The 25,827-nt window shown below is 40.7% G+C and carries 26 protein-coding genes and 1 pseudogene; 13 read left to right on the plus strand and 14 right to left on the minus strand.

From position 1 onward, the window contains the following. Nucleotides 1-2: 2 nt before the first annotated feature. Both CVT08_RS07465 and CVT08_RS07470 read right to left on the minus strand, forming a co-directional pair. Complete coding sequence (locus CVT08_RS07465) at nucleotides 3-557, minus strand: DUF1523 family protein (RefSeq protein ID WP_107856058.1); 555 nt, start codon at nucleotides 555-557, stop codon at nucleotides 3-5. 71 nt (nucleotides 558-628) lie between these two features. Beyond that, the gene (locus CVT08_RS07470; RefSeq protein ID WP_107856059.1) at nucleotides 629-2,860 is read right to left on the minus strand and encodes a nitric-oxide reductase large subunit; all 2,232 of its coding nucleotides are present in this window, start codon (nucleotides 2,858-2,860) and stop codon (nucleotides 629-631) included. Between the two features lie 219 nt (nucleotides 2,861-3,079). Between CVT08_RS07470 and CVT08_RS07475 the strand changes: the two genes are divergently transcribed. From CVT08_RS07475 to CVT08_RS07490, 4 genes are all read left to right on the plus strand, one after another. Beyond that, entirely contained in the window at nucleotides 3,080-4,135 is a 1,056-nt protein-coding gene (locus CVT08_RS07475) for an ABC transporter substrate-binding protein (RefSeq protein ID WP_107856060.1), read from the plus strand. A 3-nt stretch (nucleotides 4,136-4,138) separates the two neighbouring features. Then, entirely contained in the window at nucleotides 4,139-5,146 is a 1,008-nt protein-coding gene (locus tag CVT08_RS07480) for a FecCD family ABC transporter permease (protein ID WP_107856061.1), read from the plus strand. Further along, nucleotides 5,146-5,919 (plus strand): ABC transporter ATP-binding protein, encoded by a 774-nt coding sequence (locus CVT08_RS07485; RefSeq protein ID WP_009294599.1) that lies wholly within the window; start codon nucleotides 5,146-5,148, stop codon nucleotides 5,917-5,919. Before CVT08_RS07480 ends, CVT08_RS07485 begins: the two co-directional genes overlap by 1 nt. Nucleotides 5,920-6,030: 111 nt before the next feature. Continuing rightward, nucleotides 6,031-6,342: a hypothetical protein gene (locus tag CVT08_RS07490; RefSeq protein WP_107856062.1), complete on the plus strand. Its 312-nt coding sequence runs from the start codon at nucleotides 6,031-6,033 to the stop codon at nucleotides 6,340-6,342. Nucleotides 6,343-6,715: 373 nt separating this feature from the next. On the opposite strand, the gene recG is transcribed toward CVT08_RS07490, so the two are convergent. From recG to CVT08_RS07510, 3 genes are read right to left on the minus strand one after another with little or no spacing between them, the layout of a single operon-like run. Beyond that, nucleotides 6,716-8,536: an ATP-dependent DNA helicase RecG gene (gene recG, locus CVT08_RS07500; protein ID WP_107856063.1), complete on the minus strand. Its 1,821-nt coding sequence runs from the start codon at nucleotides 8,534-8,536 to the stop codon at nucleotides 6,716-6,718. Further along, nucleotides 8,526-9,755, minus strand: coding sequence for a M16 family metallopeptidase (locus CVT08_RS07505; protein ID WP_107856064.1), 1,230 nt, complete (start codon nucleotides 9,753-9,755; stop codon nucleotides 8,526-8,528). The genes recG and CVT08_RS07505 overlap by 11 nt, the downstream gene beginning before the upstream one ends. Beyond that, nucleotides 9,756-10,802 carry a dehypoxanthine futalosine cyclase gene (locus CVT08_RS07510; protein ID WP_107856065.1) on the minus strand — a complete coding sequence of 349 codons (1,047 nt, stop codon included), beginning with the start codon at nucleotides 10,800-10,802 and terminating at the stop codon, nucleotides 9,756-9,758. Nucleotides 10,803-10,933: 131 nt separating this feature from the next. Here CVT08_RS07510 and CVT08_RS07515 point away from each other — a divergent pair, with 131 nt between their 5' ends. Next, nucleotides 10,934-11,146, plus strand: a complete 213-nt coding sequence (locus tag CVT08_RS07515) for a hypothetical protein (protein WP_107856066.1) — start codon at nucleotides 10,934-10,936, stop codon at nucleotides 11,144-11,146. Between the two features lie 20 nt (nucleotides 11,147-11,166). Here the strand turns inward: CVT08_RS07515 and CVT08_RS07520 are convergent, their stop codons facing one another. Together CVT08_RS07520 and CVT08_RS07525 are read right to left on the minus strand one after the other, a co-directional pair. Beyond that, complete coding sequence (locus CVT08_RS07520; protein WP_107856067.1) at nucleotides 11,167-11,559, minus strand: NfeD family protein; 393 nt, start codon at nucleotides 11,557-11,559, stop codon at nucleotides 11,167-11,169. Continuing rightward, nucleotides 11,556-12,470 carry an SPFH domain-containing protein gene (locus tag CVT08_RS07525; protein ID WP_021089647.1) on the minus strand — a complete coding sequence of 305 codons (915 nt, stop codon included), beginning with the start codon at nucleotides 12,468-12,470 and terminating at the stop codon, nucleotides 11,556-11,558. The genes CVT08_RS07520 and CVT08_RS07525 overlap by 4 nt, the downstream gene beginning before the upstream one ends. Nucleotides 12,471-12,549: 79 nt before the next feature. Between CVT08_RS07525 and CVT08_RS07530 the strand changes: the two genes are divergently transcribed. From CVT08_RS07530 to CVT08_RS07540, 3 genes are read left to right on the plus strand one after another with little or no spacing between them, the layout of a single operon-like run. Further along, nucleotides 12,550-12,978, plus strand: a complete 429-nt coding sequence (locus CVT08_RS07530) for a copper resistance protein NlpE (RefSeq protein WP_021086417.1) — start codon at nucleotides 12,550-12,552, stop codon at nucleotides 12,976-12,978. 48 nt (nucleotides 12,979-13,026) lie between these two features. Then, complete coding sequence (locus CVT08_RS07535; protein ID WP_107856068.1) at nucleotides 13,027-14,232, plus strand: copper resistance protein NlpE; 1,206 nt, start codon at nucleotides 13,027-13,029, stop codon at nucleotides 14,230-14,232. 1 nt (nucleotide 14,233) lies between these two features. After that, on the plus strand, nucleotides 14,234-15,430 hold the full coding sequence (locus CVT08_RS07540; protein ID WP_107856069.1) for an MFS transporter: 1,197 nt from the start codon (nucleotides 14,234-14,236) through the stop codon (nucleotides 15,428-15,430). Between the two features lie 40 nt (nucleotides 15,431-15,470). Here CVT08_RS07540 and CVT08_RS10475 read toward each other — a convergent pair whose 3' ends face one another. From CVT08_RS10475 to argH, 3 genes and pseudogenes are all read right to left on the minus strand, one after another. Further along, entirely contained in the window at nucleotides 15,471-15,779 is a 309-nt protein-coding gene (locus CVT08_RS10475; protein WP_375338548.1) for a CZB domain-containing protein, read from the minus strand. A gap of 57 nt (nucleotides 15,780-15,836) precedes the next feature. Continuing rightward, nucleotides 15,837-16,142, minus strand: a pseudogene (locus tag CVT08_RS10480) (methyl-accepting chemotaxis protein); the annotation flags it as partial. A gap of 457 nt (nucleotides 16,143-16,599) precedes the next feature. After that, nucleotides 16,600-18,000, minus strand: coding sequence for an argininosuccinate lyase (argH, locus tag CVT08_RS07550; RefSeq protein ID WP_107856071.1), 1,401 nt, complete (start codon nucleotides 17,998-18,000; stop codon nucleotides 16,600-16,602). Nucleotides 18,001-18,275: 275 nt separating this feature from the next. Between argH and CVT08_RS07555 the strand changes: the two genes are divergently transcribed. Further along, nucleotides 18,276-18,659, plus strand: coding sequence for a hypothetical protein (locus tag CVT08_RS07555; protein ID WP_021087597.1), 384 nt, complete (start codon nucleotides 18,276-18,278; stop codon nucleotides 18,657-18,659). Nucleotides 18,660-18,667: 8 nt separating this feature from the next. On the opposite strand, the gene CVT08_RS07560 is transcribed toward CVT08_RS07555, so the two are convergent. The 4 genes from CVT08_RS07560 to CVT08_RS07575 are packed head-to-tail and all read right to left on the minus strand — an operon-like array spanning nucleotide 18,668 to nucleotide 22,143. Next, nucleotides 18,668-19,207, minus strand: coding sequence for an oxidoreductase (locus CVT08_RS07560; RefSeq protein WP_103567568.1), 540 nt, complete (start codon nucleotides 19,205-19,207; stop codon nucleotides 18,668-18,670). A 2-nt stretch (nucleotides 19,208-19,209) separates the two neighbouring features. Next, nucleotides 19,210-21,387: a heavy metal translocating P-type ATPase gene (locus CVT08_RS07565; RefSeq protein WP_107856072.1), complete on the minus strand. Its 2,178-nt coding sequence runs from the start codon at nucleotides 21,385-21,387 to the stop codon at nucleotides 19,210-19,212. 1 nt (nucleotide 21,388) lies between these two features. Further along, entirely contained in the window at nucleotides 21,389-21,592 is a 204-nt protein-coding gene (locus tag CVT08_RS07570) for a heavy-metal-associated domain-containing protein (RefSeq protein ID WP_009294304.1), read from the minus strand. After that, nucleotides 21,589-22,143 (minus strand): GNAT family N-acetyltransferase, encoded by a 555-nt coding sequence (locus tag CVT08_RS07575; RefSeq protein WP_107856073.1) that lies wholly within the window; start codon nucleotides 22,141-22,143, stop codon nucleotides 21,589-21,591. Before CVT08_RS07575 ends, CVT08_RS07570 begins: the two co-directional genes overlap by 4 nt. Nucleotides 22,144-22,294: 151 nt before the next feature. Between CVT08_RS07575 and CVT08_RS07580 the strand changes: the two genes are divergently transcribed. The 4 genes from CVT08_RS07580 to CVT08_RS07595 all read left to right on the plus strand — a co-directional run bounded on the left by CVT08_RS07580 (nucleotide 22,295) and on the right by CVT08_RS07595 (nucleotide 25,734). After that, entirely contained in the window at nucleotides 22,295-23,002 is a 708-nt protein-coding gene (locus CVT08_RS07580; RefSeq protein ID WP_107856074.1) for a YebC/PmpR family DNA-binding transcriptional regulator, read from the plus strand. Nucleotides 23,003-23,014: 12 nt separating this feature from the next. Beyond that, nucleotides 23,015-23,509, plus strand: a complete 495-nt coding sequence (locus CVT08_RS07585; protein ID WP_107856075.1) for a peptidylprolyl isomerase — start codon at nucleotides 23,015-23,017, stop codon at nucleotides 23,507-23,509. An 11-nt stretch (nucleotides 23,510-23,520) separates the two neighbouring features. Continuing rightward, a complete protein-coding gene (locus CVT08_RS07590) occupies nucleotides 23,521-24,876 on the plus strand; it encodes a cation:dicarboxylate symporter family transporter (protein WP_103590072.1) in 1,356 nt (451 codons plus the stop codon). A 165-nt stretch (nucleotides 24,877-25,041) separates the two neighbouring features. Then, entirely contained in the window at nucleotides 25,042-25,734 is a 693-nt protein-coding gene (locus CVT08_RS07595; RefSeq protein WP_012001368.1) for an aspartate/glutamate racemase family protein, read from the plus strand. The last annotated feature ends 93 nt before the right edge of the window (nucleotides 25,735-25,827 follow it).

Here is a 25,827-nt window from a genome sequence, read left to right on the forward strand (position 1 = left end):
CATTAAAGAGCCTCTTTTTTTGTCTCTAAATTTTCAACTTTTGGCGTAAAAGCCTTATTTATCTTTCTTATCCAAATAACAAGCGAGATAAATAAGATAAAGTAAAGCACGTAGCTAGCGATAGGCCAGCTGGTGTTTGTGCCGCTATCTTTTATCGAGATGGCGTTTCTAAACTCATTTAGCATAGAAATTCTATATCCGTAGTATTTGATAGTGACGTTTTTATCGCTATTTGTAAAGCCTTGAGCCTTGGCTTGGATGTCGGCTGAGTTAAATTTAAAATAAAATGGAAAGCCCCACGCCGTATCTTCGTTTCTATAAGCCATAACTTTTTCAGCGTTTTTCGCATCTTTTGTGTAGATGAAGTAGACATCTCTTACAGGGCCGTCGGCTGGGTTTTTAGCGTCTATTATGCCATCTTTGTCCATGCGTTTTACGTCGCCGCCAGTTATCTGCACGCTTGCGTAGTGCGGAAATGAAAAATCAACCAAAAACGCCAAAAACAGGTGCAAAAGCACAACAAATGTAACGCAAATTCTCTTTAAAAATGTCATCATTTCTATCCTTTAAATTTGCACTATTTTATGAAAAGATAGCTTAAATAAAGGGGCAAAGCGCCCCCATAAATTTAAGCCTTTTTATTAAGCATAAATTTTAAAAGCTGAGCAAAGAAGCAGATGCCGCCGATTATTAAAATCGTATCGCCAAGCATCCTTAGCCATCTTAAATTTTGCAAGTGTGACTGTTGTAAAAGCTCAGCACTTCTTGCATACCACATGCCCTGCTCCAAGCTTGCAAATGCTTGATAAATTCCTATTGGAAGTAGTGAAAGCACGATCATTAGCATAAGTCCTGCATTTAGTCCCCAAAAGCCAACTTTCATCAGATTTTCATCAAATTCTTGCCCTTTAAATAGATAAGTAGCCACAAGCCAAACAAAGCCAAGTGCCAAAAATCCATAAACACCAAATAGTGCCGCGTGTCCGTGAACTGGCGTTGTATTTAGTCCCTGAATGTAAAATAGTGAAATTGGAGGATTTATCAAAAATCCAAAGACACCAGCACCTAGCATATTCCAAAAGGCAACTGCGATGAAGCAGTAAAGTGGCCACTTAAGCGTTTTAGCCCAGCTTTGAGCAAACTGGAGTTTGTAGTGTTCATATGCCTCAGCTCCAAGCAAGACCAAAGGCACGACCTCAAGCGCTGAAAAGCTTGCACCAATAGCCATTATAGGCGTTGTAGTGCCTGCAAAGTAGAGGTGATGGAAGGTGCCTGGGATCCCACCTACCATAAAGAGTGACGCACTTGCAAGCGTTGAAAATGTCGCAAATCTTTTTGAGACAAGGCCCAAAGAAACAAAGACAAAGGCAAGTGAGGCTGTCGCAAATACCTCAAAAAAGCCCTCAACCCAAAGGTGTACAACCCACCAGCGCCAGTACTCCATCACTGGAAGCGGACTTCTTTGACCATAAAATAGCCCTGCTCCGTAAAACAAGCCAACCGCAACCGCTGACATAGCAAAGATAGCAAGTAAATTTTTATCGCCTTTGTTTTTAAACCCGCCTGCAAATCCGCGAAGAAGCAGAAGCATCCAGATGACAAGACCGACAAACAAAATGATCTGCCAAACACGTCCAAGATCGATATATTCATATCCTTGATGTCCAAGCCAGAAGCTTAAATTTATAGGCATGATGTTTGCGATAGCTAAATATTCGCCCACAAAACTGCCAACTACAAGGAAAAGTAGCGCGTAAAAGAGCAGATCAACGCCAAGCTTTTGAAATTTTGGATCCTTGCCGCCATTTATGATAGGGGCTAAAAATAGTCCAGCTGCTAAAAATCCTGTCGCTATCCAAAAGATACTAGCTTGTATATGCCACGTTCTAGCAAGCGAATAAGGAATGTAGGCTGATAAATTTATGCCATAAAATTCTTGTCCTTCGACTGTGTAGTGAGCTGTAAAACCGCCTATTAAAATTTGAAACGTAAATAGCGCTAGCGTGACAAAGAGATACTTTTTAAGCGCCTTTTGTGATGGTGTTAAATTTAGCTTTTTAAGCGGATCTTCGCTGATAGGCTCAAGCTTTTCATCGTCTTTTTTGCCATAAAACGAGCTAAACCAAACAAGCAAGCCAATGCCAGCTAGAAGTATCACGACGCTTGCAATCGACCAAAAGACATTCTCACTTGTTGGCACGTTATCGATTAGTGGTTCGTGCGGCCAGTTGTTTGTATAGGTTGCCTCGCTACCAGGTCTGTTTGTGGCTGTCGCCCAGGCTGACCAGAAGAAGAAGTTGTTTAGATCAGCTCTGTCGCTAGCATTTGGAAGCGTATTTTCTTTCATCGCATAAGCTTCTCTTAAAGGCTTAAATTTATGGTCATTACCAAAAAGCGCAGCATACTCGCTAGCTACTTGACTTATTGCCTTTAGCCTATCAGCACTTAGCACAAATTTATCGTCCTTTACGCTATTTTCTCTATACTCTTTTTTGAGCAAAACCTTTAAATTTGCTTTTTGCTCGTCATTTAGATCAGCGTATTTTAGATGATAAATTTCATCAGCTTTGATCTCTAAAAAGGCAACTAGCTCTTTGTGAAGCCAGTCCGCACTCCAATCAGGCGCTTGATATGCCCCGTGTCCCCAAACAGAGCCAACCTGCATACCGCCTATGCTTTGCCAAGCCTCTTGACCTTTGTAGATACTCTCTTTGTCGATCACGACCTTGCCATTTTCGTCAGTGAAATTTACAACTGGAGGCGAATTTCTATAAACCTCAACGCCATAGTAGCCTAAAATACTAAAGCAAACTACCAGCACAGCAACAAGTGCGAGCCAGTATCTTTTGTATTCACGCATTGATTCTCCTTTTTTAAAATTTAGGAGAAAGTTTATCTTATTTCAAAATAGTGACTAATGACATATATCAATAAAAGGAGAATATTTATCCTATTAGTTTTATAGAAATTTACAATAATATGCAAATTTTTCACAATGTATATGCAAATTTTACATAATATTAATGTAAATAGCGGTAATATATCAACCAAACTATTTCACACGAAAAAAGGAAAAAATATGCAAATGAATTTCATGCACAAAGTGGCTAAAATAGGCCTTGTTGCTTCACTTTTTACAGCTCTTAGTCTAAGCGCTGCTGACTCTGCTAGAAGCATAACCGATATGCAAGGCGTAAAAGTAAGCGTGCCTGAGAAGGTTGAGAAGATCGCAGCACTGTGGAATGCAAACAACGAGATCATCCTAGCACTTGGCGGTATGGATAAGGTTGTAGCCACAACTGATCTGATCAAAAACAACAAGTGGTTTGAGCACATCTATCCAAGACTTAAAAATTTACCAGCTGCACTAAATGGCAAAGACCTTCAGATCGAAGAGCTTGTTAAACTTGCACCTGACGTTATCATAGTGTATAACAAAAATTTTCAAGATGAACTTATCAAAAATGGCTTTAGCGCGGTAAATTTGATCTTTAGAGACTATCCAGATATGGAGAAAAGCATCTACGCAACAGCTGAAGTCATAGGCACTGATGATGCTAGAAAAAAAGCTGAAAAACTTGCTAATAAAATCCACGATAACTCTGAGTTTGTAACAGCAAGAACAAAAAGCATCCCTGACGCTAAACGTCCAAAAGTACTTCACCTTCTTGGTGGTGCAAATTTGCTAAAAGTTGATGGTACAAACACCATCCAAAACACTTGGATCAAGCTAGGTGGCGGTGTAAATGCTATCAATACTGAGGGTTCAATGATCGAAATTAGCGCTGAAGAGATCATCAATGCAAATCCTGATATCATCATCGTTGGCGGCAATGACACAGACGCACAGATCAAAAAGATAAAAGAGCACCCTGCATTCTCTGGTTCAAACGCTGTTAAAAACGGCAAAATTTACGGCAACCCAAAAGGTGTATTTAGCTGGGATAGATATGGTGCTGAAAACGTACTTCAAATTTTATGGGCAGCAAAAACTATCCAACCAGATCTATTTAAAGATGTCGATATGAAAGTAAAAACAAAAGAGTTTTATAAAGAGTTTTTAAATCACGAGCTTACCGACACAGAGTATGGCTATATCTTAAAAGGCCTAAATCCAGACGGTAGCAGTAAGTAAGATATGAAAAACGCAAATTTTTCAATAGTTGTTATCTTTTTAGCTCTACTAACGCTTGTTTGCGCCTTTGTCGCACTGGGCGTTGGTAGATTTTACATACCATTTAACGACGTCTTTAGCGTGCTAGCTCACGGCTTTGGCTACGGCGAGGGTGCAGCTAGCAACATCACAAACGTGATAGAAAATTTACGCATCCCACGTATCATCGCAGCCATCCTTGTTGGAGCTGCTCTTAGCGTGAGTGGTGCAGCCTATCAAGGCGTCTTTAAAAACCAGCTAGTAAGCCCTGATCTTCTTGGCGTCTCGGCTGGTGCTTGCGTGGGAGCTGCAACTGCCATTATCTTTGATCTATCGCTATTTTGGATACAAATTTTTGCATTTGGCTTTGGCCTAGCAGCCGTTGCTATCACTCTAGCCATACCTAAGATGATGGGGCGCGCGAGCACGCTTATGCTGGTTCTTTCTGGTATCATCGTAAGTGGCCTCATGGGCTCAATAATCGGCTTTTTAAAATATGTCGCAGACCCTGAGACAAAGCTACCTGACATTGTTTATTGGCAGCTTGGTAGCCTTGCTAAGCTTGATAGCGATAACTTAATATACGTAGCTCCAGTGATGATCATCTGCGCCATTTTGCTAATCGCCATGAGCTGGCGTATAAATTTGCTCTCTCTTGGCGACGAGAGTGCGGCAAGACTTGGCGTAAATGTCTCATTTGAGCGCGCTGTCATCATCATCTGCGCTACGCTTCTTACAGCCTGCAGCGTCTGCATAAGCGGCATAGTCGCTTGGGTGGGACTTCTCATGCCTCACTTAGCGCGCATGCTAGTTGGCGCAAATAACATAAAAAGCATGCCTGCAAGCATATTTATGGGTGCGATATTTTTGCTATTTGTTGATACCTTAGCGCGCAGCATAAGCGTGAGCGAAGTGCCTCTTGGCGTACTTACTGGCTTTATCGGCACGGTATTTTTCGTCTGGGTTTTATGGCGAAATAAAAAGGTTGCATGATGCTTGAAGTTAGAAATTTAAACTTTAGCTACCCAAATGGGGCTGGCAAACTAGAAAATGTAAATTTAAAGATAGGCGCGGGTGAGATTTTAACCATTCTTGGTCGAAATGGAGCTGGCAAATCAACAACTTTAGGCTTAATAAGTGGCTCGCTAAAGCCAGTTTCAGGAGAGATCTTTCTTGATGGCAAAAACGTAGATAGCCTAAGCAACAAAGAGCGCGCTAAGATCATGGCATACGTCGCTCAAAGCGAGGTTACCGAGTATGACTACACGGGGCTTGAGTTTATCACGATGGGCCGTGCGGCGCACCTTGGTATCTTTGCAAGACCTAGCAAAGAGGACGAGGAGATCGCTAGAATTTACACCAAAAAGCTTGAGATCGAGTATCTTGAAGATCGCTTCATCACGCAGATGAGTGGCGGTCAAAAGCAGATGTGTATGATCGCTCGTGCGATGGCTGCGCAGCCAAAGATGATCATATTTGACGAGCCAACGAGCGCGCTTGATTTTGGCAACCAGTATAAATTCCTACGCACAGTTAAGTGGCTAAAAGAGCTTGGCTACTCGGTCGTGCTAACCACTCACAACCCTGACTTTGCCGTGCTTCTTGGCGGATATGTCGCTCTTGTAAAGGGTGATGGCGAGGTTGGATTTGGCACGGTTGATGAGATAATTAGAAGCGAGAATTTAAGCCAGCTTTATGGACTAAATTTAAACGTGAGCTACATCGACGAAGTAAAAAGAAACTGCTGCCTCACTTATCCACTCTAAAATTATCTGCTCTTAAATTTTTAAGGGCAGATAGTCGTTTTATCTAAAAATATCTACTTAAATTTACTAACCATAAATGCTAAAAGGCAAAATAAATTTGAAAGGATAACAATGGCTTACCCACTACTAGGCACAAAGATCGTGATCGATGAAGAAAAGGTTTTAAGAGAGAAAAAGTATAAGCTAGATGTGATCTATGAGTATTTAGACCAACTTGCCAAGCAGTGCGACTTGATCAAAATTGATAAAAACACCTTTCACGCAAAAGGCAATGAAAATGACTTGGCAAATTTGGGTCTGTTTGTTTATAAACACGCCATTAAAAACGAGTGGATAACTAAAAATGTCAAAGAGTGGGTTTGGATTAGTCAAAAAGAGGGCAACAGCGATATAGTTGGTGATGATATGGGAGTTTGGAAGTGAGCGATAAAAAAGAGAAAATTTATCCCGCCATATCAAATTTCATATAAATTTTAAAAAGAGCTTGCGAAAGGTTAAATTTTGCTAGGCAAGATAAATTTAGGTATAGCGCAAAAGCAAAGACATTTTTAAAACCATGAGCCATTTTGCCACAGAGAACCAGACTGGTTTGCTAGCAACCTTTTTATTAATAGCGATATTAAAAAAGACAAGACCAGTCGCGATAAAGCTAAAACAAAGTGCGTAATAGTTGTCATTTTCTATCAAATTTAAAGCTAGCCATAAAAGCTTGCGCCCTCATCTTAAATTTGACGCAAATTTAAATCCTCTTAGCCAAAAGTAAGTCTCTACTCTAAATTTAACACAACCCACAAGATCAAATTTGAGCTTTATTGTTAATTTCCGCCACCCTCGCCTTTGCAGCCTGCGTGATATCATCCTCGTAGTCGTAGAAGTTAAAAGTCGCTCCGTGTTGGAAAAAGCCATTTAGTATATCGCCACTTTGGCGGTTTTTCAGATCAAGCTCGGCCACCTTAAAGCCGTCATTTGTCGCGCAAAATTCCTTCAGTCTTGCAGGCGCCTCTTTTAGCTTGGTAAATAAAAAGCAGTATCCATCGCCGCCGTTTCGCCCCACCCTGCCTCGCAGCTGATGAAGCGTGGCAAGACCGAGCCTCTCAGCACCCACGATCACTATCGTATTTAGCCTTGGTAGCGAGATGCCGACCTCAACAACAGTGGTTGAAAGCAAAATTTCGCCCTCTTCTCTAAATCGCCTTAAAATTTCCTCTTTTTCTTTGTCTTTGCCATGCGTGACGAAGACATTTTTGAAATTCTTTAGCCAAAAGCCCTGCGCCTCGCTTAGACTTTGGTAGTTTGAGCTCTCACTACTCTCAACGAGCGGGTAGATGATAGCTACTTGAAAGCCGCTCTCAAGCTGCTTTTTGATGTGAGTTAGCAAAAAGCCAAACTCGCTAGCGCCTAAAATTTGGCTCATTATATTTTTCTTAAACGGCATCTGCTTTAAAAAGCTAAAATTTACGATCTCAGACTGGATTAAACTTAGCGTCCTTGGTATGGGCGTAGCTGAAAACTGCACGAAATTTGCTCGCTCGTCCTCGTTTGAGGCAAGCTCTTCTATCTTTTTGCGCTGATTTGAGCCAAAGCGGTGCTGCTCATCGACCATGACAAGTGGCGAATTTGGTAGCTCGTGAAAGAGCAAAGCATGCGTGCCAACGATCAAATTTACCCCGCTAAAGTCTATCTTTTTCTCCCCGCTTCGCACCAGCATCACATTCATAAATGGCGGCAGCAACCTCTTTGCTTCATTATAAATTTGCTCGCTTAAGATGCTTGTTGGCGCCATCAAAATGGCACTTTTCGGATAGACGCTAAGAGCAGCCGCTAGGATAACAAGCGTCTTGCCGCTTCCCACATCACCCATTATGACGCGCCTTTTTGCCTGTGTGGCAGCAAGGTCGTCTCTGATGTCATTTACCGCATTTAGCTGGTCATTTGTCGGCGTAAATGGCAAGCTCTTAAGCCAAGAGCTTATGTCAAAAAGTTTAATTTTAGGGCTTTTAAAGTAGGTTTTTTTAGCACTTAGCTTTTTTATGTAGTTAAAAATTTCTACAAATTTTAAGATTTCCACGCCCTCGCCATCATTTTTTAGGCGGTATAAAATTTGCACGCTTTGCTCGTCTAGCCGCTGCAAATCAGCTAGAAATTTAGCCTCTTTTTCATTTAAGCCCTCGGCCAGTAAATTTTGTAAATTTAGATATTTTAAGATGATTTCTTTTAGTTCTTCGTCTTTTAGCTCGGTCTTAAATTTAGGCACGATCTGGCCTATTTTTGTGGTGATTTTTGGATTTACTATCTGCCACGAGCCAAAGGCGTAGGAGCAAAGCCCATATATCGCCATCTCTTTGCCGACCTTAAAAGCGCCGTAGTGCCAAGACTTTGCGTTAAAAATGACGATCTTTACGCTACTTTGCCACTGCTCGCAAAAGGCAAGTGCTGTTAGCATACCAGGGCGTGAGGCGAGCGAGGTGATCTTTACATTTATGCAGACCTGCCCTTCTCTTGGGCTCTTAGCGATCGTCGTATCCTCAAAGCCCTTTGGCAGCACAAGAGCAAGGTCGAGCAGGCTAAGCACGCCTATTTTTAGAAGTTTTGCCCTATCGCTTGCTTCAAATTTCATTTTTTAGGACGCAAAAACTTAGCTGATTGATCTCTGCGTGGGCTTTTATGAAGCTATTTAGTTCGCTTAGCGAAAGGGCTGAAATTTTATCCAAGTCCTTTAAAAATGCTCCAAGCTCGCCATGTTCGTAAAACTCGCCTTGCGCGATGTCAAGTCGCTTAAACAGCGTCTCAAGCCTAAGCGGCAACGAACCAAGTAAAAATTTCTTCGCCTGCTCAAGCTCGGCCTTGCTAACGCCTTTTTTACTAAATTTTAAAATTTCCTCTTTTATAACGGCGATCGCCTCGTCTTTTTTCTCATTTTTTGTCTGCATGTAGCCGTAAAGCTGGCTGTAAGAGAGATTTAGCAAATTTCTAGCGTAGGCGCTGTATGCAAGCCCTCTTTTCACGCGGATCTCCTCCATAAGCCTCGAGCCAAAGCCACACTCGCCTAAGATAAATGTCGCCACTGTGGCCTTGTATTTCTCCTCAGGTTTTACGTTAAACGGCGCACCAAAGTAGATATATGCCTGCTCGCTTTGCCTGATGATCTCGCTACTTTCGCACTTGTTACTTGGGCTAAAGCGCTCTAGCTTTCTCACCTTGCCAGGTTTTAGGATTTCTAAAACGCTAGCTAGCTCTTTTGTCTGCTTCTCGTCGATGTCGCCACCAAGCACGCAAAGCAAATTTGAAAGGTCTAAATGCTCGTTTAAAAATTTCCTCACATCTTCAAGCGTGATCGCTTTTACGCTCTTTTTCGTGCCGATACTTGGCTGTGCAAGCACGCTTTTTGGGTACAAAAGCTCAAAAAGTCCCTGCCTTGCCACATAGTCAAAGTCGTTTTCATTTGCTGCGATCTCGCCAAGTGTGACGGTCTTGCACCTATTTAGGATCTCATCTGTCAAATTTGGAGCGAGTAGTAGCTCTTTTAACTTGCCACACGCAAAAGCAAAGTGCTCTTTTAGGCAGTTTAGGTCTATGCAAAATGTCTCAAAGCCACAGCTTGCATTTAGGCTAATCGCTCTTACTTCAAGCTCTTTGGCAAATTTAGCCGAGCCTAGCTTCATATCGCCCTCGTTTAGTAAATTTGCACTTAGCCTTGCAAGACCTGCTAGCTTGCCATTTTGCGAGCTACCAGCTGCTTTGAAAACTAGCTTTAGGCTCACTACTGGCATCGCTTTTGAGCTTTCAAAAACGACTGGAATTTTTATATTTTTTACATTGATATCTAAAATTTTCATCTAAAATTTCTCCAAAATATCGTAGTTTGTGTTGCGCTTAGCTGGAATTTCTCCGACATCTTTTATAAGCTCGATCATCTGCTCTTGATTCATCCTAAAGCTCGCTCCTGCGGCCTTTACGACGTTTTCTTCCATCATCGTGCTACCAAGGTCGTTTGCGCCAAAAAGAAGCGCTAGCTGGCCTACGTAGCTGCCCTGCGTGACCCAGCTGCTTTGGATATTTTTAAAGTTATCCAAAAAGAGCCTTGAAACCGCAAGAAGCCTTAGATAGACGTTTGAGCTTTGCTTTTTGATCTCTGGAAACTCTTGCATGAGCTTTGTATTTAGCCCTTGAAAGCTCCAAAGTATAAAGGCTCTAAATCCAGCCGTTTCATCTTGTAAATTTCTGATGTGCTCCCAGTGCTCCACGATCTCACGAGTGCTCTCAACCGTGCCAAACATCATCGTAGCAGTCGTCTTCATGCCAAGCTCGTGCGCCTCTTTGTGTATGCGAAGCCAGTCTGCGGTGTCGCACTTTTTAGGAGCGATGATGTCGCGAACGCGGTCGCTTAAAATCTCCGCTCCAGCTCCTGGCATCGAGTATAAGCCCTTTTCGTTTAGGCGTCTTAAGACCTCTTTTGTAGAAATTTTTGAAACTCTTGCGATGTAGTCGATCTCAACGGCAGAAAAGCCATGTATCGTGATGCTTGGATAGTGCTTGCTGATGTAGCCCACAAGCTCCTCGTACCACTCGATCTTTAGCTTTGGATGCACGCCACCTTGAAATAAAATTTGCGTGCCGCCGATGGCGATAAGCTCCTCGATCTTCTTGCCGATCTCCTCAAAACTTAGCACATAAGCGTCTTCCTCTTTTGCGTGGCGGTAAAATGCGCAGAATTTACAATCCACCCAGCAGACGTTTGTATAGTTGATGTTACGATCTACGATGAAGGTCGTAATGCCCTCTGGATGAAGCTCTTTTTTTCTAGCTAGCGCCATCTTGCCAAGCTCGTAAAGCGGTGCATTTTCTATAAGATCGATGGCTTCATTTACACTAAGTCTTTTCAAATTTAACCTTTTATTTTGCTTATTTTTGGGCGAAAGTTTAGCCAAAAATGCTTTTAAATCTGATAAATCGTTTCGTTACCAAATTTTAACCTTGAGTAGATAGAATATGGCACTTTTTTGAAGGAGTAAATATGAAAAAGATCGTTTTAGCCGTAGTTGTAGGCCTATTTTTAGTTGGTTGTGCTAAAAACGAGCCAAAGCCAGCTGAGCCACAAGGTGCAAGTTGCGGATGTGCTCATCATCAAAAAATGATGCAAGAAAATATGCCAAGCTGCCCACATCATGGCATGCAAGGGGCGATGCATGGGCAAATGCCAACAGGCTGCCCAGCCCACGCAAAATAGATAAAGTGCCAAATGGCACTTTATTTTAATATAACTTTGTCGCCTTTAGTGCCTAAAACCTGCACTTTCTCGCCATTTTTTAACGATCCGTCATACTTCCAAAGAGTGCCTTTGAAATAGACCATATTTTCTCTGATCTCACCAACGCCAGCTTCATCTAAAAATTCCTCATTAAAGCTCTCTTTTCTAGACATAAATTTGCTCTTTAATGGCGCTTTTAAAAGCACAAGCAAAATAAATGCAAGCACTAGGACAGCCAAAATTTGAAAGCTCCACTCAAAACCAAAGCCAAAATTTATCGCCCCAACGATGATAAAAGCTAAGCCAAAAAAGAGCAGATAAAATGAAAATAGCATAAGCTCAGCCACGCACAAAATCGCGCCTATGGCTATCATTATAAAAGGACTTATCACGCCTTATCCTTAGCTAAGAAATTTTTTAAAACACTAAGCGAGCCGATGAGTTCAGCCGCCTCATAAGGGACTAAAATTTTATCTTTTGAGCTATTTTTAGCTAGCTCGCTAAATGCCCCGACCCTGTCGCGCGCAAGCAAAAATTCAGCCGCATTTGCGTTTTTGCTCATGCTGTCATTTATCATATCCATGGCCTCTTTTTGAGCCGTTGCGATGGCGATTTGCTCGTATTTTTTCGCATCAGCCATACGCTCTATTGCCTCTGCTTGAAGCACTTTTTCTTGTTTTAGTGCCTCTGCGTTGCGGATGAGTGCCTCTTTTTCAGCCAAGGCTTTTAGCTCTATCGCACGCTTTTCACGCTCAGCCTTCATCTGCATATTCATCGCTTCTTCGATGCCAAGTGGGACAGAAATTTCAGAAATTTCCACACGCATGATCTTTACGCCCCAGTTGCCAGCTGCGTCGCCAAGAGCTACTTGAAGTGCGGCATTTAGGCGGTCACGAGAGCTTAGCGTATCATCAAGGTTCATAGCACCTATCTCGCCACGAAGCGTTGTCATGGCTAAATTTGCAATAGCGCGCTTGTAGTTATCTACGTTATAAACCGCCATTTTTGCGTCAAATACCTTTAAAAAGACGATGCCATCGACACTTATATTAACATTATCTTTTGTGATGACTTGCTGTTTTGTGATATCAACAAGCTGCTCTTTTATAGTTATGATCGCTCTTATCTGATCAACAAATGGGATGATGATGTGAAATCCCCCGTCAAGCACCTTGTGAAATTTACCAAGTCGCTCGATGAGCAGGTTATCTGCTTGCGAAACGATCTTAATGCCAGCTTTTAAAAACAAAAATGCAAAAATAACCAAAACAACGACTAAAACGCCAAATGTCTCAACTTGCATCTTCTCTCCTTTAATTTATAATTTGTTATTTTCTTAAGTATTATAATACATTTTCAAACTTTATTTTTAAAGGATTAGCATGAAAAATTTTATCTTTGCACTAAGTGCGGCTCTACTTTTAGCAGGTTGCGCTACGTCAAACCAAAGCGCAAGCGTCCCACAAGGCAAATGTGAAGTAAAAGGTAGCTGCATGGCTCCAGTAAGCAGCGTCGAGGGCACTTACAAGGCGTTTTTACCTTGCGCTAGCTGCATGGGCATAGACTCAACCCTCACACTTAAAAAAGACGGCACATTTGAAAGTGTGATGAACTACAAGTCAAAAGACAACTACAAAGCCGTTAGTAAGGGCAAATACTCAGTCAAAAACGGCGTTATCACAACAGTTGATGAGTATAAAGAGAAGAGCTTTTATAAGATCGAGGGAGAGAGCCTAAAGATGCTTGACATGGATCAAAAAGAGGTCACTGGCGAGCTAAAAGACAAATACATCTTCAAACGCGTAAAATAAATTTTAAAGGCAAAATGATATAATTTTGCAATTTTTAAGGAGTTGCAAATGAAATATCTTTTTGCCATACTTATCTCATTTTTCATCATTGGCTGCGCGAAAAATGAAAATTTAAAGCCACAAAACCAAGAGCAAACACAAAAATCGAAAGAAGAAAAACCACTTCTTAGAGACGAAAAACCCAAAAAAACAGAAAAACTAATACTTTCAAACTCTATCTACACGAGCTACTACACCACCTTACCATGCTCAAACTGCGAGGGCGTGAAGACTATCTTGACTCTAAATAAAGACAAAACCTACACAAAAACTATGCTTACGATGGATAAGGCTGCTACCTTGGTAGAAAAAGGCGGCACTTTCGATGTCGATGAGAGCGCTATCGTGCTAAAAGATGAAAGTGGCGTACTTAGCTACTTTGTGCCAAACAAAAACTCACTTCTTCAGCTTGATGATAAGAAAAATAAGCGAGTTGGCGTGCTAGCTCAAATTTATAACTACGAGCCAGTAAATAAGGCTTATAAAGATAGTTTTTTTGCTAGATTTTCTAAATTTAAAGACAAAAATGGCTTTTTAGAGCTTGTGCTTGTGCCTAGCAAAAACGGCGCAAAGATAAGCTTTTACTCATCACTAAAAGATGGCTCGCCACTTTGTAAATTTAACTCAGAGCTGCTTTACGACAAGGGCATTTTTTACCTTTTGGACGAAAAAGGCGTGGCTTTAAGCGTGCATAAAACTGCTAATGACATCTTCGTAATCGCAAACGATAAAATTTGCAAAAACGCTCACATAAGCGGACACTACAAAAGAGAAAAAGGCAGATCTAGCCTCTTTGGCAAGGGCTTTTTTGCAAAACTTACAAACGAGTCAGCAAATGCTGATGTGATGAAATTTTACGGCGCAAAAAACATAAAAAGAGACAATACAAAAAAAGAAAATAGCTACATCGTCACAAATAAAAACGAGAGAATTTTTGAATACACCTTACTAAATGGCATCATTACAAGTATTGAAATTTACTCAAATGAGTTTAAAACTCCAGAAAACATCAGCCTAAAATCAAATTTTAAAGATATAAAAAACGCACTTGTCATCTCTAAATTTCAAAGCGACGCAAACAATATCTATCTAAAAATAGACAGCCACGACATGCTCATAAAGCTTAAAAATCCACTCGCACAAGAGATAACAAACTTAAGCCAGATACCAGACGAGGCGCAAATAGAGCAGATAACTCTGATGTGGAACCAGTAGTTTGAAAGAGTATCTTAAGCTTTTAAGGGATGAGAGAAATTTCCGCCTTTTAAGCACCATCCAGCTTATGTGCTACTTTGGTGTGTGGTTCTCGCACACTGGCATCTTTACGCTACTTATCTCGCTTGACGCTCCTGTATGGGCACTCACGCTAAGTGCGGCGATGGCATTTATCCCAGGTGTTGTCATCGCTCCATTTAGTGGCATTTTGGTGGATAAATTTAGCCCAAAACCAATGCTTGTCATCATGATGGCGGTTGAGACCATAAGCGTTTTTATGCTGCTTTTTATAAACTCACTTGATTTTTTATGGCTACTTTTGCTTATCATTTTTGTTAGAAACGGCGTTGGTGGGATGTATTTTCAAGTAGAAATGAGCGTGCTGCCAAAAATTCTAAGTAAAGAGAGCCTAAAGCTTGCAAACGAGATCCACTCGATCATCTGGGCGGTCTCATACACCGCTGGCATGGGGCTTGCAGGCGTCTATATACACTTTTTTGGCATCAAAAGCGCCTTTTTGCTTGACGGAGCTCTTTATCTTTGCAGTTTTGGCTTTTTATATCTTCTAAAACTAGACGGGCTAAAGCCAGAATTTATAGAAAAACCTCTAAAAATGCTAAAAAATGGGCTTAAATATCTAAAAGAAAATAGGCTCATCGTACATCTTATATTTTTGCACGCCTTTGTTGGTATCACAGCTTATGACGCACTGATCGCGCTTTTGGCCGACTATAAATACACAAATTTACTCTCAACCTCGCTAGTTATTGGCCTATTAAACGCCTCAAGGTCGATCTCGCTTATGTTTGCGCCAGCCTTGCTTAGTAAATTTATGAATAAAAAAACGCTCATCTACATCTACATCGGTCAAGGAGTTGGCATCATCATCTGGGCGCTCTCTTTGCAAAATTTTTATCTCTCGCTAATTGGCATCATCTTTGCTGGATTTTGCACATCAAGCCTTTGGAGCTATACCTACACGCTGCTTCAGCAAAACTGTCAAAAAGAGTTTTACGGCAGAGTGATCGCGTATAATGATATGGTTTTTCTTGGATTTAGCGCGCTTATCTCATTTGCGATCGGCTTTTTATACGAGCTTGGACTAAGCGTGGAGATGATCGCAGCCTTTATGGGAAGCCTCTTTTTCATTGGAGCCTTTTACTACCACGTAGTTTCAAAAAGGTACGAGATAAAATAGTTGCGTCTAAATGGCTAGAAATCCAGCCATTTATTTTTGCTTACTTTCTAGCAGCTTTTACCGCTTCAAGTAGCTCTTCAAAGCCTGCTTTACTTGAGTGCTCGACATCTTTTAGTATCTCGACACCTGCTAAATGTCCCTTATCTTTGTCAGCAAAAATCGCCATAGCCTTATCTAGTCCATGATGGACATTTTCGTGGTGCGCAGCTATGCTTGAGAGGGTTCTTGGATCTTTGATGATGGTATTTTTCACATCCTTTTCATACCACTTGCCAAATCTACACTCATGCACGTCTTGAATTTTATTTATCTCGCCAAGCAAGACGCCTCGATAGCCATTTAGCTTCATGTTGATGTGATCTATCTTACCGTTGCTTACATTTACTTCGTTTGTGACATTTAGAGCTTGGTTTAGGATGTTTTGAGTGTTGGCATTTACGCTTGAGATGTTGCCCTCAAAGCCTCCTAAAATTTGCATCGCATTTGCTGAAATTTTAGAGAAACTCTCACTCATTTCGATCATCGTGTTCGCACTTTGTTTAAGGCCATTTATATTTACTTCAACTTCAAGTGTCGCCTTTTGCGTGCGCTCAGCAAGTTTTCTAACCTCATCTGCAACAACTGCAAAGCCTCGTCCATGCTCGCCCGCACGAGCCGCCTCGATAGCAGCATTTAGCGCTAGCAAATTTGTCTGATCTGAGATGTCTTTTATGAGATTTATGATCTCAACGATAGAATTTACGCTTCCATCAAGCGAAGAGGCGTCGTTTGAGAGATCGCCGCTCATCTGGCTCACTTGCTCGATCGAGCTTAAAATTTCAGCCGTTTGAGACTTTAGCTCGCCTGTTTCTTTGAATGTTTTTTCATTTAAATGGTTTATATTTTCAAGCATTTTTAAATTTTCTTCGATGGTTGATTGCAAGAAGTTCATACCATCTTGATAGCTAGTAAGGAGCAAATTTACAGCCTCTTGCTTATCCTTAGCTTGCTCTTTTGGCTCACTAGTTTTGGCATTTTTTAGCTCATTTTTAAGTGCTAAAATCTCAGCCTTTAAAGCTTCATTTTCTCTTTCTAAAGCTTCATTTTTACTACCAAGCTCTTTATTTTTGCTGTCAAAAAACATTTTTCATCCTTTAAAATTTGTAAATTACGCGCAATTATAACTCTTTTTACTTAAGCCAGTCGTCTAAAATTTGAATTTGCTCTTCAACACTTTTATTTGCCGTGCCACCTTTTGAAGTGCGAGCCTCTTTTGAAGCATGAAGATCTAGAAATTTAATGGCATTTTCATCTAAATTTTCATCGACACTTTTTAGCTGCTCTTTGTTTAGCTCACTTAGGTCAAGCCCCAAGCTTTCAGCCTTTGCCACAGCTTTACCGGTGATAAAGTGCGCCGTTCTAAATGGGATATTTTTCTCACGCACTAGATAGTCCGCCAGATCGGTCGCACTTAGATGTCCAGTTTTTGTCGCTTTTAGCATATTTTTTTCATTAAATTTAGCCGTTTTTATCATCTCATTTAGGATAGTAGCCGAGCTTAAAATGGTCGCAACGCTGTTAAAAACACCCTCTTTATCTTCCTGCATATCTTTATTGTAAGCAAGTGGCAAGCCCTTCATCGTAGTTAGCAGCGCTACTAAATTTCCATTTACACGCCCAGTTTTGCCGCGTATAAGCTCGGCGACGTCTGGGTTTTTCTTTTGTGGCATTATGGAGCTGCCTGTACTATAAGCGTCGCTAATGCTTACAAAACCAAATTCTTGCGAGCTCCAGAGTATGAGCTCCTCGCAAAGCCTAGAAGCGTGCGTCATAAAAACGCTAATGTTAAATAAAATTTCAAGCGCAAAGTCGCGGTCACTCACGCTATCCATCGCATTTTGCGTGCAGTCTGCGAAGCCAAGCTCGCTAGCCACTATACTCCTATCTATCTTGTGCGGCGTGCCTGCGAGGGCTGCTGAGCCAAGCGGACTTAGGTTGTTTCGCTCGTATGAGCTAACAAATCGCTCAAAATCCCTCTTAAACATAAAGGCATACGCTAGCAAATGGTAGCTAAGGCTTACTGGCTGGGCATGCTGAAGGTGCGTGTAGCCTGGCATTAGCGTATCTTTGTGGTTTTTGGCTAAATTTGTAAGCGTGGCGATGAGCTCTTTTATAAGAGAGGAAATTTCTAAATTTTTCTTCAAAACATAAAATTTAAAGTCAAGTGCGACTTGGTCGTTTCTGCTTCTAGCTGTATGTAGTCTGCCGCCAAGCTCAGCTCCGATGATCTGGCTAAGACGCTTTTCAACGGCCATATGGATATCCTCATCCTCTATCTTAAAAGCAAATTTACCAGCTCTTATCTCAGCCAAAACCTCATCAAGCCCTTTTATGATCGCCTCTGACTCATCTTTTTTTAAAATTCCGCAAATCCCAAGCATCTTTGCGTGCGCCTTACTACCAGCGATGTCCTCTTCAAAAAGATTTTTATCAAAATTTATAGAAGCGTTAAATTCCTCGAGCAACTTCGAGCTAGCCTCGCTAAATCTACCCTCCCACATCTTTTTATGTGCGTTTTCATCTTTTTTCATAGCTTTGCCTTTGATTATGATTTATTTTGCGTGATTTTAACAAAATGGTGCTTAACTAGGCTTTTACGAGCATTTTAAAAATAAATTTTTTGCTCAAAAAAGGGAAATGTAATATAAAAATTATGCTAGAGTAGTAAAAAAGTTATATATATAATTTACATTTAAGGTTATTAAAATATAATTCGCCCAGCAACTTTTTAAAAACTATTTCAAGTTTTTTGATTTATTGCCGATATAGTTATAAATGAAGAAATAAACTAAAAAGGAAGGACGATATGCAAATAGATGCAAATATGAACTCAAATGTTTTCTATCATAACGGCTACACATCTATATCATCAAGTAGCGCTAAAACTAGCATATTAGTATCTTCTGGCTATGGTACAAAAGATATCGTTAGAAGTAATGATGTGCATGTTGAACAAAGAGAAGAAGTTAGACAAAAACCTACAATTATTAGAAAAGAAGATGTCACAGAGTTACAAAAAAATTTAGAAAAATTACAAGATCAAAGAAGCGATATAGCTGATCAAATTTCAAGCATCCAGCACCTGAAAGATCGTGATTCTATGCAGATGCTTCATCATCTAAATTTAGAACAATCAAGCATTCAGAATAACATTTTAAGTATTAAAACTCAGATGACAGAAATGGTATAGGCTTAAGACTAAGCCTTACCGATAATAGTTTTTAAAACCAAACAAAAATCCTCTAAAAAGTATCCCATTGACTTATAGAAGTTACTGCTAGCGTTTTGCTCAAGCTCTTTTGCAAGTTGCTCGGCATATGGCAAGAAAAAAGAGAGGCTAAAAGCAGCAAGAAGCTGCATAGACTCTTTTGTCGCCTCTTTTTTTAAGATATTTGCTATCAAAATGAGCTGATTTGAGATGCTATCAACCTCGCCCATTTTTGGCTCAAAATTTATAGCTTTATAAAATTGCGCCAAATCATCTTTTGCACTTGAAAAATAGTAGCTTGCTTCAAATTTTGCCTTTAAAATGACAAAATCATCACACAAGGCCGCACTACTCTCATCTTTGATAAATTTAGCGTAAAGCTCATTTCCTTTTACGTTCGCATCACTCTTTGTCTGCGTTATCCACGCACTTGTCTTTTTGATACGCATAAAAGATGAGACGCCCAAGATGCCATTAAAATTTGTAGCAAGTGCAGCCGCTACGACGCTGTAAAGCTCTCCAAGTCTCAAATTTAGTCCTTAAGCTTCAAATATCTAAGTCTAAGCGCATTTAGCACGACAGTGACCGAGCTTAAGCACATCGCCATAGAGCCATAAACTGGGCTTAAAAGCAGCCCAAATACCGGATAGAGCACGCCAGCAGCCACTGGTATGCAAATGGCGTTATACATAAATGCCCAAAACAAATTCTCTTTTATGTTAGCAATAGTCGCATTTGCAAGTTTTACAAGCCCGCTCACGCCACGCAAGTCATTTTTTACAAGCACGATATCGCCTGCGCCTTTAGCGATGTCTGAGCCTGAGTTCATAGCGATGCCAACACTTGCTTCTTTAAGCGATGGCGAGTCGTTTATGCCATCTCCCACGAAGATCACGCCACCTCGGCTCATTAGCTCTTTTACCTTGTTAAATTTATCCTCAGGTAGCATATTTGCGTAGTATTCACTCACATTTAGCTTGCTAGCGATATTTGCCACTACTTTTTTATCGTCACCTGATAGGATCACACTTTGTAAATTTAACCTTGAAAGCTCGTTTATAACGCTATTTGCTTCATTTTTTAGCTCATCGCTTAGCGTTAAAAAGCCACTAAATTTTTTATTTAGCGCACAAAGTATGACGCCACTTCCATCACTTGTAGCCTCTTTTATCGCTTTACTATCAGCTTCATTTAGCAAGATATTGTTTGCTGCAAGCAGTTTTTCGTTGCCTATTATTATCTTTTCACTCTCATCTTCATAGACGATGCCTTGACCAACTACATTTTGAAATTTGCCATTTAGCTTTTGTAAATTTATGCAATTTTGTTTTGCATATCTTACGATCGCTTTTGAGATCGGATGCTCGCTTAAATTTTCAGCAGATGCCACTAGCTCTAACTCTTTTTCACTCAAATTTGAGCTTTTGACGCTGATTAACCCCTTACTTAGCGTGCCAGTTTTATCAAATGCTACAAATTTAGCATCTTTTACAAGCTCCAAAACCTCTGGATTTTTCACCAAAATCCCAGCTTTTGCACCACGCGAGAGGGAGCTTACGATTGCTATTGGCGTGGCAAGTCCTAGTGCGCATGGGCATGAGATGATAAGCACGCAGATCGCGCTAGAGATCGCATAGGCGAAATTTCCACTAAAGATTATCCATATTAAAAATGTAAGAACTGAGATCGCCACGACACTTGGCACAAAGATGTTTGCTATCTTATCAGCCAAACGTCCGATAGGCATCTTTTTAGAGCTAGCGTCGCTTAGTAGGCTTAAAATTTGAGATAGCAAGCTCTCGTAAGAACTCTTTGTCACCTTGACGCTTATGTAGCCATTTGTGTTTAGAGTGCCGGCAAATACGCTATCTCCCACCTCTTTATAAACTGGCAAGCTCTCTCCTGTAAGCATAGAAGCATCTATCTCAGCACCGCCTTGGACTATCACGCCATCACTTGGGATGTTGTAGCCATTTTTTACGATGACGATGTCGCCTACTTTTAGCTCATTTACATTTACCTCTTTGCTCTGTCCATCTGGCATGACCAAAAAGGCGGTCTTTGGTGAAATTTTAAGTAGTGTCTTTAGGTAGTCGCCTGCCTTTGCCTTTGAGCGCTCTTCAAGATACTTGCCAAGCAAAACAAAGGCTATTATCATCGCTGCACCTGAGACATAGACATTTTTTAGATCATCTGGGATGAAATTAGAAAAGATCACAACAAAAAGCGAGTATAAAAACGCACTGCCGCTTCCAAGAGCTACAAGCACGTTCATATCGTAGTTTTTATTTTTAACAGCCTCTATGGCGTGAGCAAAGAAGTCTTTGCCACTAAAAGCTAGCACCAAAAACGCTAAAACTAGCATGAGTAAATTTACTAGCACGCTGTGAGGCGCGAACATCTCAAGCGCCATTATCACGATGCTTGCGATAAATGCAAATATAAATTTTTTTCTTATCGAGGTTATATGCTCGTCTCTTTTGGCTTCGAATTCATCAATATTTGTCGCCACAAAGTAGCCAAGCTTCTTTATCTTTTGCTCTAAAGCTTCACGCACGCTGGCGTCTTTTAGGACAAACTCACCGCTTGCGTTTGCAAAATTTACATTTGCTTCAAGCACCCCATCTATCTTTTTAGAAACCTTCTCGATAGCGTTTGAGCAATTTACGCAGCTCATTCCCGCTATATTTAGCTTGACTTTTAAAGGCATATCAAAGCTCTTTTATAACGTCAAATCCCAGATCAGCCATTTCTGATTTAAATTTCTCTACATCGCCATCTTTTATATCAACGCTTACTTGTCTTGGCTCTTTGCTAAGATCGACTTTTATCTCGCCAAAGTCATCCTCAAGTGCGTTTTTTATGGTGTTTGCGCAGTTTTGGCAATGCACGTTATTTACCTCAAATGTTTTCATATTATCTCCTTTATCATGTGGTTGTATTCGTGTAAATTTATGATCTTTTTGGTGTTAAATTTAAAGCCAAGGCTCTCGTAAAATTTACGAACTTTTGGCTTATTTATATCAACTATCAGCGAGACCTTTTTATGTCCTAGCTCTTTTGCTTTGGCAAATGAGTGCAAGATAAGCTCTTTTGCAAGACCTTGGCCTCTAAATTTCTCATCCACTGCGATGCTATCTATATAAAACTCATCGTCAAAGCACTCTTTTTCTACCTTGGCATCTTTGCCAAGCGCCTTTAGATGCTGAGAAATTTCTCTATCAAACTGCCACGCGTCGCCACCAAAATAAGCACACATAGCAGCAATGATATGCTCGTCACGCCTATAGACATAGACATTTTTATAGCTAAGTCTGTTTGTCTCGCTTTGAAAAAATTTCTCTAAAATTTCATCGCTTTTTGCAGGATCGTCGTAGCCACTTAGCTTGTAGGCGATATCCTCCATCGCTAAATTTAGTAGTTTTATGCAGATTTTTGCATCTTGTTTTTGAGCATTTTTTATCATGAGTATGATTATATGCCTTTAGCTTAAATTTTTACCAAATATTATTTTCAAATTTGCAAATTATGCACTTTAACAGGCAAACTAAAAATGTTTTAAAAAAGTATAAAATTTTTTTAGTTATAATCCGTAAAAAATTTATTTAAGGATATTTATGGGACGAGCATTTGAGTACCGAAGAGCAGCAAAAGAAGCTAGATGGGATAAGATGAGCAAGGTATTTCCAAAACTTTCAAAGGCTATAACAGTAGCGGCAAAAGATGGCGGATGTGATCCGGATATGAACCCAAAACTTCGTGCAGCCATCGCAGCAGCAAAAGCTGAAAATATGCCAAAAGACAACATCGATGCGGCTATAAAAAGAGCAAATGGCAAAGATAGTGCAGATATCAAGACTATCTTTTATGACGGCAAAGCGGCTCACGGCGTGCAAATCATCGTCGAGTGCGCTACTGACAACCCAACAAGAACAGTCGCAAATGTAAAAGCGATATTTAGCAAAAATGGCGGAGAAATTTTACCAAGCGGCAGCCTTAGCTTTATGTTTACAAGAAAGAGCGTTTTTGAGCTTGAAAAACCAAGCGCAGATGTCGAAGAGATCGAGCTTGAGCTGATAGACTACGGCCTAAGCGATATCGAAGCTGACGATGATACGCTATATGTTTATGGCGACTATGCAAATTTTGGCACACTACATGAAGGGATAGAAAAGCTAAATTTAGTAGTTAAAAAAGCTTCACTTCAATACCTACCAAACCAAGCTGTAAATTTAGACGAAGAGCAGATGCTTGAGGTCGAGAAGCTTCTTGATAAGCTAGAAGACGATGACGACGTTCAAGCAGTTTATACAAATATAGAGTAAAAAAGGAGATACATGCGTTTTGATGAGTTAAAAGTTTATGATATAAATTTAGACGAGCTTAAAAAAGATAAATTTGCAGTTTTAGAGACAGACAAAGGCGAGATAAGACTTGAGCTTTTTGCCGAGGAAGCGCCGCAAGCTGTTGCAAATTTTGTCCATTTGATAAAAACAGGCTTTTATAATGGCCTAAATTTCCACAGAGTTATACCAAATTTCGTCATCCAAGGCGGCTGCCCAAACGGCACAGGCACAGGCGGTCCTGGCTGGAGGATAAAATGCGAATGCGATAATCAAAAGGTAAAGCACGAGCGTGGCAGCCTTAGCATGGCTCACGCAGGTCGCGACACTGGCGGATCGCAGTTTTTCATCTGCCACAGCAAGCAACCTCATCTTGACAGCGTGCATACAGTCTTTGGAAAGTGCACTGATGACGAGAGCTTAAAGGTACTTGATGCTATCAAGCAAGGCGACAAGATCCTCTCAGCAGAGATCAAGCAGAACCTATAAAAGGGGGATTTATGGATAGTGCAAAAACGCAAAAAAGTCTCTTTGTGAGGCTATTTACCAATCTCGCCATTTGGGTTGTGATAGGTATAGTTGGCGGTGTTATTGTCGGTATGGTGGCACCTGAGCTTGGCATAGCGAGCAAGCCAGGCATTGATTATTTTATAAAAGCCCTTAAAATTTTAATCGGCCCTATCATCTTTTTAACGATCGTTTCAGGCATCGTCGGACTTGAGAGCTTAAAAGATCTTGGCACTATCGGACTTAAGGCGTTTATCTACTTTGAGATAGTTAGCACGCTCGCTCTTGCTGTTGGTATCATCTTTGGCGAGACGCTTCGTCCGGGGCACGGCATGAACCTTGACTACACTCAGCTTGATGCCTCAAGTGTTGCTAAATTTACATCTCAAGCTGGCAACATGGACGCAAATAGCGGCTTTTTAGCGCATACGCTTCATCTTTTAAGAGGCGCTGTGCCAGTAGATGACATCTTCCCTTACGTGCATATACTTGATCCATTTATAAAGTCAAACACACTTCAAGTGCTTTTCATGGCGATAGTCGTTGCCATCGTGCTTTCGCTACTTGCTCATGATAAAAAGCAAGCTTGTCTAAAACCGCTTGAATTTATCCAGCACTACGTCTTAAAGCTACTTACTTGGCTTATGCTATTTAGCCCAGTGGCAGCCTTTTCAGCGATGGCTTATTTGATCGGTAAATTTGGCATCGGAACGCTTCTTGGTATGATGGAGCTTCTTGTTGTTATGGCACTTGCGAGCTGCTTTTTCATCTTTGTCGTACTTGGCATCATTTGCTACTTTGCCAAAGTCAATGTCTTTAAATTTATGCGCTTTATCTCAAAAGAGGTCTTGGTCGTTTTTGCGACAAGCTCGAGCGAGACAGCCCTTGCACCACTTATGCAAAAGCTAGAAGCAGCTGGCATAAATAGAGGCGCAGTTGGCCTTATAATCCCAACTGGCTACTCATTTAACCTTGACTGCACCAACATCTATCTAAGCTTAAGCGTTATCTTCTTAGCGCAAGCCTTCAACATCCCGCTAAGTTTTGAGCACCTAATAAGCATACTAATCGTGCTAATGATCACAAGCAAAGGCGCTGTTGGCGTTACAGGATCTGGCTTTGTCGTCCTTGCTGGCACATTAAGCGCACTTCCAAGCACTGGCATACCAGTCGTCACCGTAGCTGTGCTACTTGGCGTTGATAAATTTATGTCAGAGATGCGTGCTGTTGGTAACCTTTGCGGTAATGCCGTTGGCTGCATGATCGTATCTATCTGGGATAAAAAGGTCGATATGGAGAAATTTAGATACGCACTAGATCATCCAGACGAATTTCACTTCCACTCATAATAGAATTTTTTAAGGGGCAAATCGCCCCTTTTTATCTTAAAATTTACTTCAAAACTTAAAGTGCTTATCCCCTATTTTTACAATACCCAATGAAAATTTAGAAATTTTATTTTTAAATATAGAAACTAATATTATAATTATTGAAAATTTTAATTTGGAGGAGTTATGAAGACATTAGGCATCATAGGCGGCATGGGACCACTTGCCACGGCTGATTTATACAAGAAGATCATCGATATAACCCCAGCAACTTGCGATCAAGAGCACCTACACATCGTTATCGACTCATACGCTCAGATAGAAGATAGGACAAAATTCATCATGGGCGAGGGAGAAAGTCCGCTTCCAAAGCTAATTCAAAGTGCCAAACTTTTAAAAAATGCAGGATGCGAGGCAATGCTAATGGCTTGTAACACAGCTCACTACTTTGCCCCAAGTATCGAAAAAGAGGCTGGAGTGAAAATTTTGCACATTGCAAAAGTTACCATAGATGCCTTGCAAAAGAAATATCCACACGCTAAAAATATCGCTGTCATCGCAACAAGTGGCACAAAAAAAGCTGGCGTTTATGATCAAATTTTAAAAGAGCGCGGGCTAAAGAGCGTCGATTTTAGCAAAGAGACGCAAGATGTCATCATGGAGTGCATCTACAAAGGCGTCAAAGCTGGCAAGCTAGAAGAGTATGTGCCAGTGTTTTATGAAGTGCTTTCTAACATTGAAGCTGACGTTTATATCGCAGGCTGCACCGAGATACCGATGTTTTTACCATTTATCAGCAGCGAGTATAAATTTATAGATGCGACATTTGAGCTAGCAAAAGCTGGCGTAGAATTTGGACTAGAAAAGAGAGTATTTTGATTAAATTTAGCCAGATATCTGGCTAAATTTTTGTTTTAACTACAAAAAACCCTACAACTTATACTAAAAACAACAGCGACTTTTTATAGTTGA

The sequence above is a fragment of the Campylobacter concisus genome, assembly GCF_003048835.2.
GTDB lineage: Bacteria > Campylobacterota > Campylobacteria > Campylobacterales > Campylobacteraceae > Campylobacter_A > Campylobacter_A concisus_D.

Excerpts from the sequence above, each read along its gene's own strand:
- CVT08_RS07590 (WP_103590072.1), top strand. The coding sequence starts at position 23,521 with ATGGATAGTGCAAAAACGCAAAAAAGTCTCTTTGTGAGGCTATTTACC.
- CVT08_RS07555 (WP_021087597.1), top strand. The coding sequence starts at position 18,276 with ATGCAAATAGATGCAAATATGAACTCAAATGTTTTCTATCATAACGGC.
- CVT08_RS07575 (WP_107856073.1), bottom strand. The coding sequence starts at position 22,143 with ATGATAAAAAATGCTCAAAAACAAGATGCAAAAATCTGCATAAAACTA.
- CVT08_RS07525 (WP_021089647.1), bottom strand. The coding sequence starts at position 12,470 with ATGCAAGTTGAGACATTTGGCGTTTTAGTCGTTGTTTTGGTTATTTTT.
- argH (WP_107856071.1), bottom strand. The coding sequence starts at position 18,000 with ATGAAAAAAGATGAAAACGCACATAAAAAGATGTGGGAGGGTAGATTT.
- CVT08_RS07490 (WP_107856062.1), top strand. The coding sequence starts at position 6,031 with ATGGCTTACCCACTACTAGGCACAAAGATCGTGATCGATGAAGAAAAG.
- CVT08_RS07530 (WP_021086417.1), top strand. The coding sequence starts at position 12,550 with ATGAAAAATTTTATCTTTGCACTAAGTGCGGCTCTACTTTTAGCAGGT.
- CVT08_RS10475 (WP_375338548.1), bottom strand. The coding sequence starts at position 15,779 with ATGAAGCTAAATGGCTATCGAGGCGTCTTGCTTGGCGAGATAAATAAA.
- CVT08_RS07580 (WP_107856074.1), top strand. The coding sequence starts at position 22,295 with ATGGGACGAGCATTTGAGTACCGAAGAGCAGCAAAAGAAGCTAGATGG.
- CVT08_RS07505 (WP_107856064.1), bottom strand. The coding sequence starts at position 9,755 with ATGAAAATTTTAGATATCAATGTAAAAAATATAAAAATTCCAGTCGTT.
- CVT08_RS07565 (WP_107856072.1), bottom strand. The coding sequence starts at position 21,387 with ATGCCTTTAAAAGTCAAGCTAAATATAGCGGGAATGAGCTGCGTAAAT.
- CVT08_RS07470 (WP_107856059.1), bottom strand. The coding sequence starts at position 2,860 with ATGCGTGAATACAAAAGATACTGGCTCGCACTTGTTGCTGTGCTGGTA.
- CVT08_RS07480 (WP_107856061.1), top strand. The coding sequence starts at position 4,139 with ATGAAAAACGCAAATTTTTCAATAGTTGTTATCTTTTTAGCTCTACTA.
- CVT08_RS07515 (WP_107856066.1), top strand. The coding sequence starts at position 10,934 with ATGAAAAAGATCGTTTTAGCCGTAGTTGTAGGCCTATTTTTAGTTGGT.
- recG (WP_107856063.1), bottom strand. The coding sequence starts at position 8,536 with ATGAAATTTGAAGCAAGCGATAGGGCAAAACTTCTAAAAATAGGCGTG.
- CVT08_RS07595 (WP_012001368.1), top strand. The coding sequence starts at position 25,042 with ATGAAGACATTAGGCATCATAGGCGGCATGGGACCACTTGCCACGGCT.
- CVT08_RS07570 (WP_009294304.1), bottom strand. The coding sequence starts at position 21,592 with ATGAAAACATTTGAGGTAAATAACGTGCATTGCCAAAACTGCGCAAAC.
- CVT08_RS07475 (WP_107856060.1), top strand. The coding sequence starts at position 3,080 with ATGCAAATGAATTTCATGCACAAAGTGGCTAAAATAGGCCTTGTTGCT.
- CVT08_RS07485 (WP_009294599.1), top strand. The coding sequence starts at position 5,146 with ATGCTTGAAGTTAGAAATTTAAACTTTAGCTACCCAAATGGGGCTGGC.
- CVT08_RS07465 (WP_107856058.1), bottom strand. The coding sequence starts at position 557 with ATGATGACATTTTTAAAGAGAATTTGCGTTACATTTGTTGTGCTTTTG.
- CVT08_RS07535 (WP_107856068.1), top strand. The coding sequence starts at position 13,027 with ATGAAATATCTTTTTGCCATACTTATCTCATTTTTCATCATTGGCTGC.
- CVT08_RS07585 (WP_107856075.1), top strand. The coding sequence starts at position 23,015 with ATGCGTTTTGATGAGTTAAAAGTTTATGATATAAATTTAGACGAGCTT.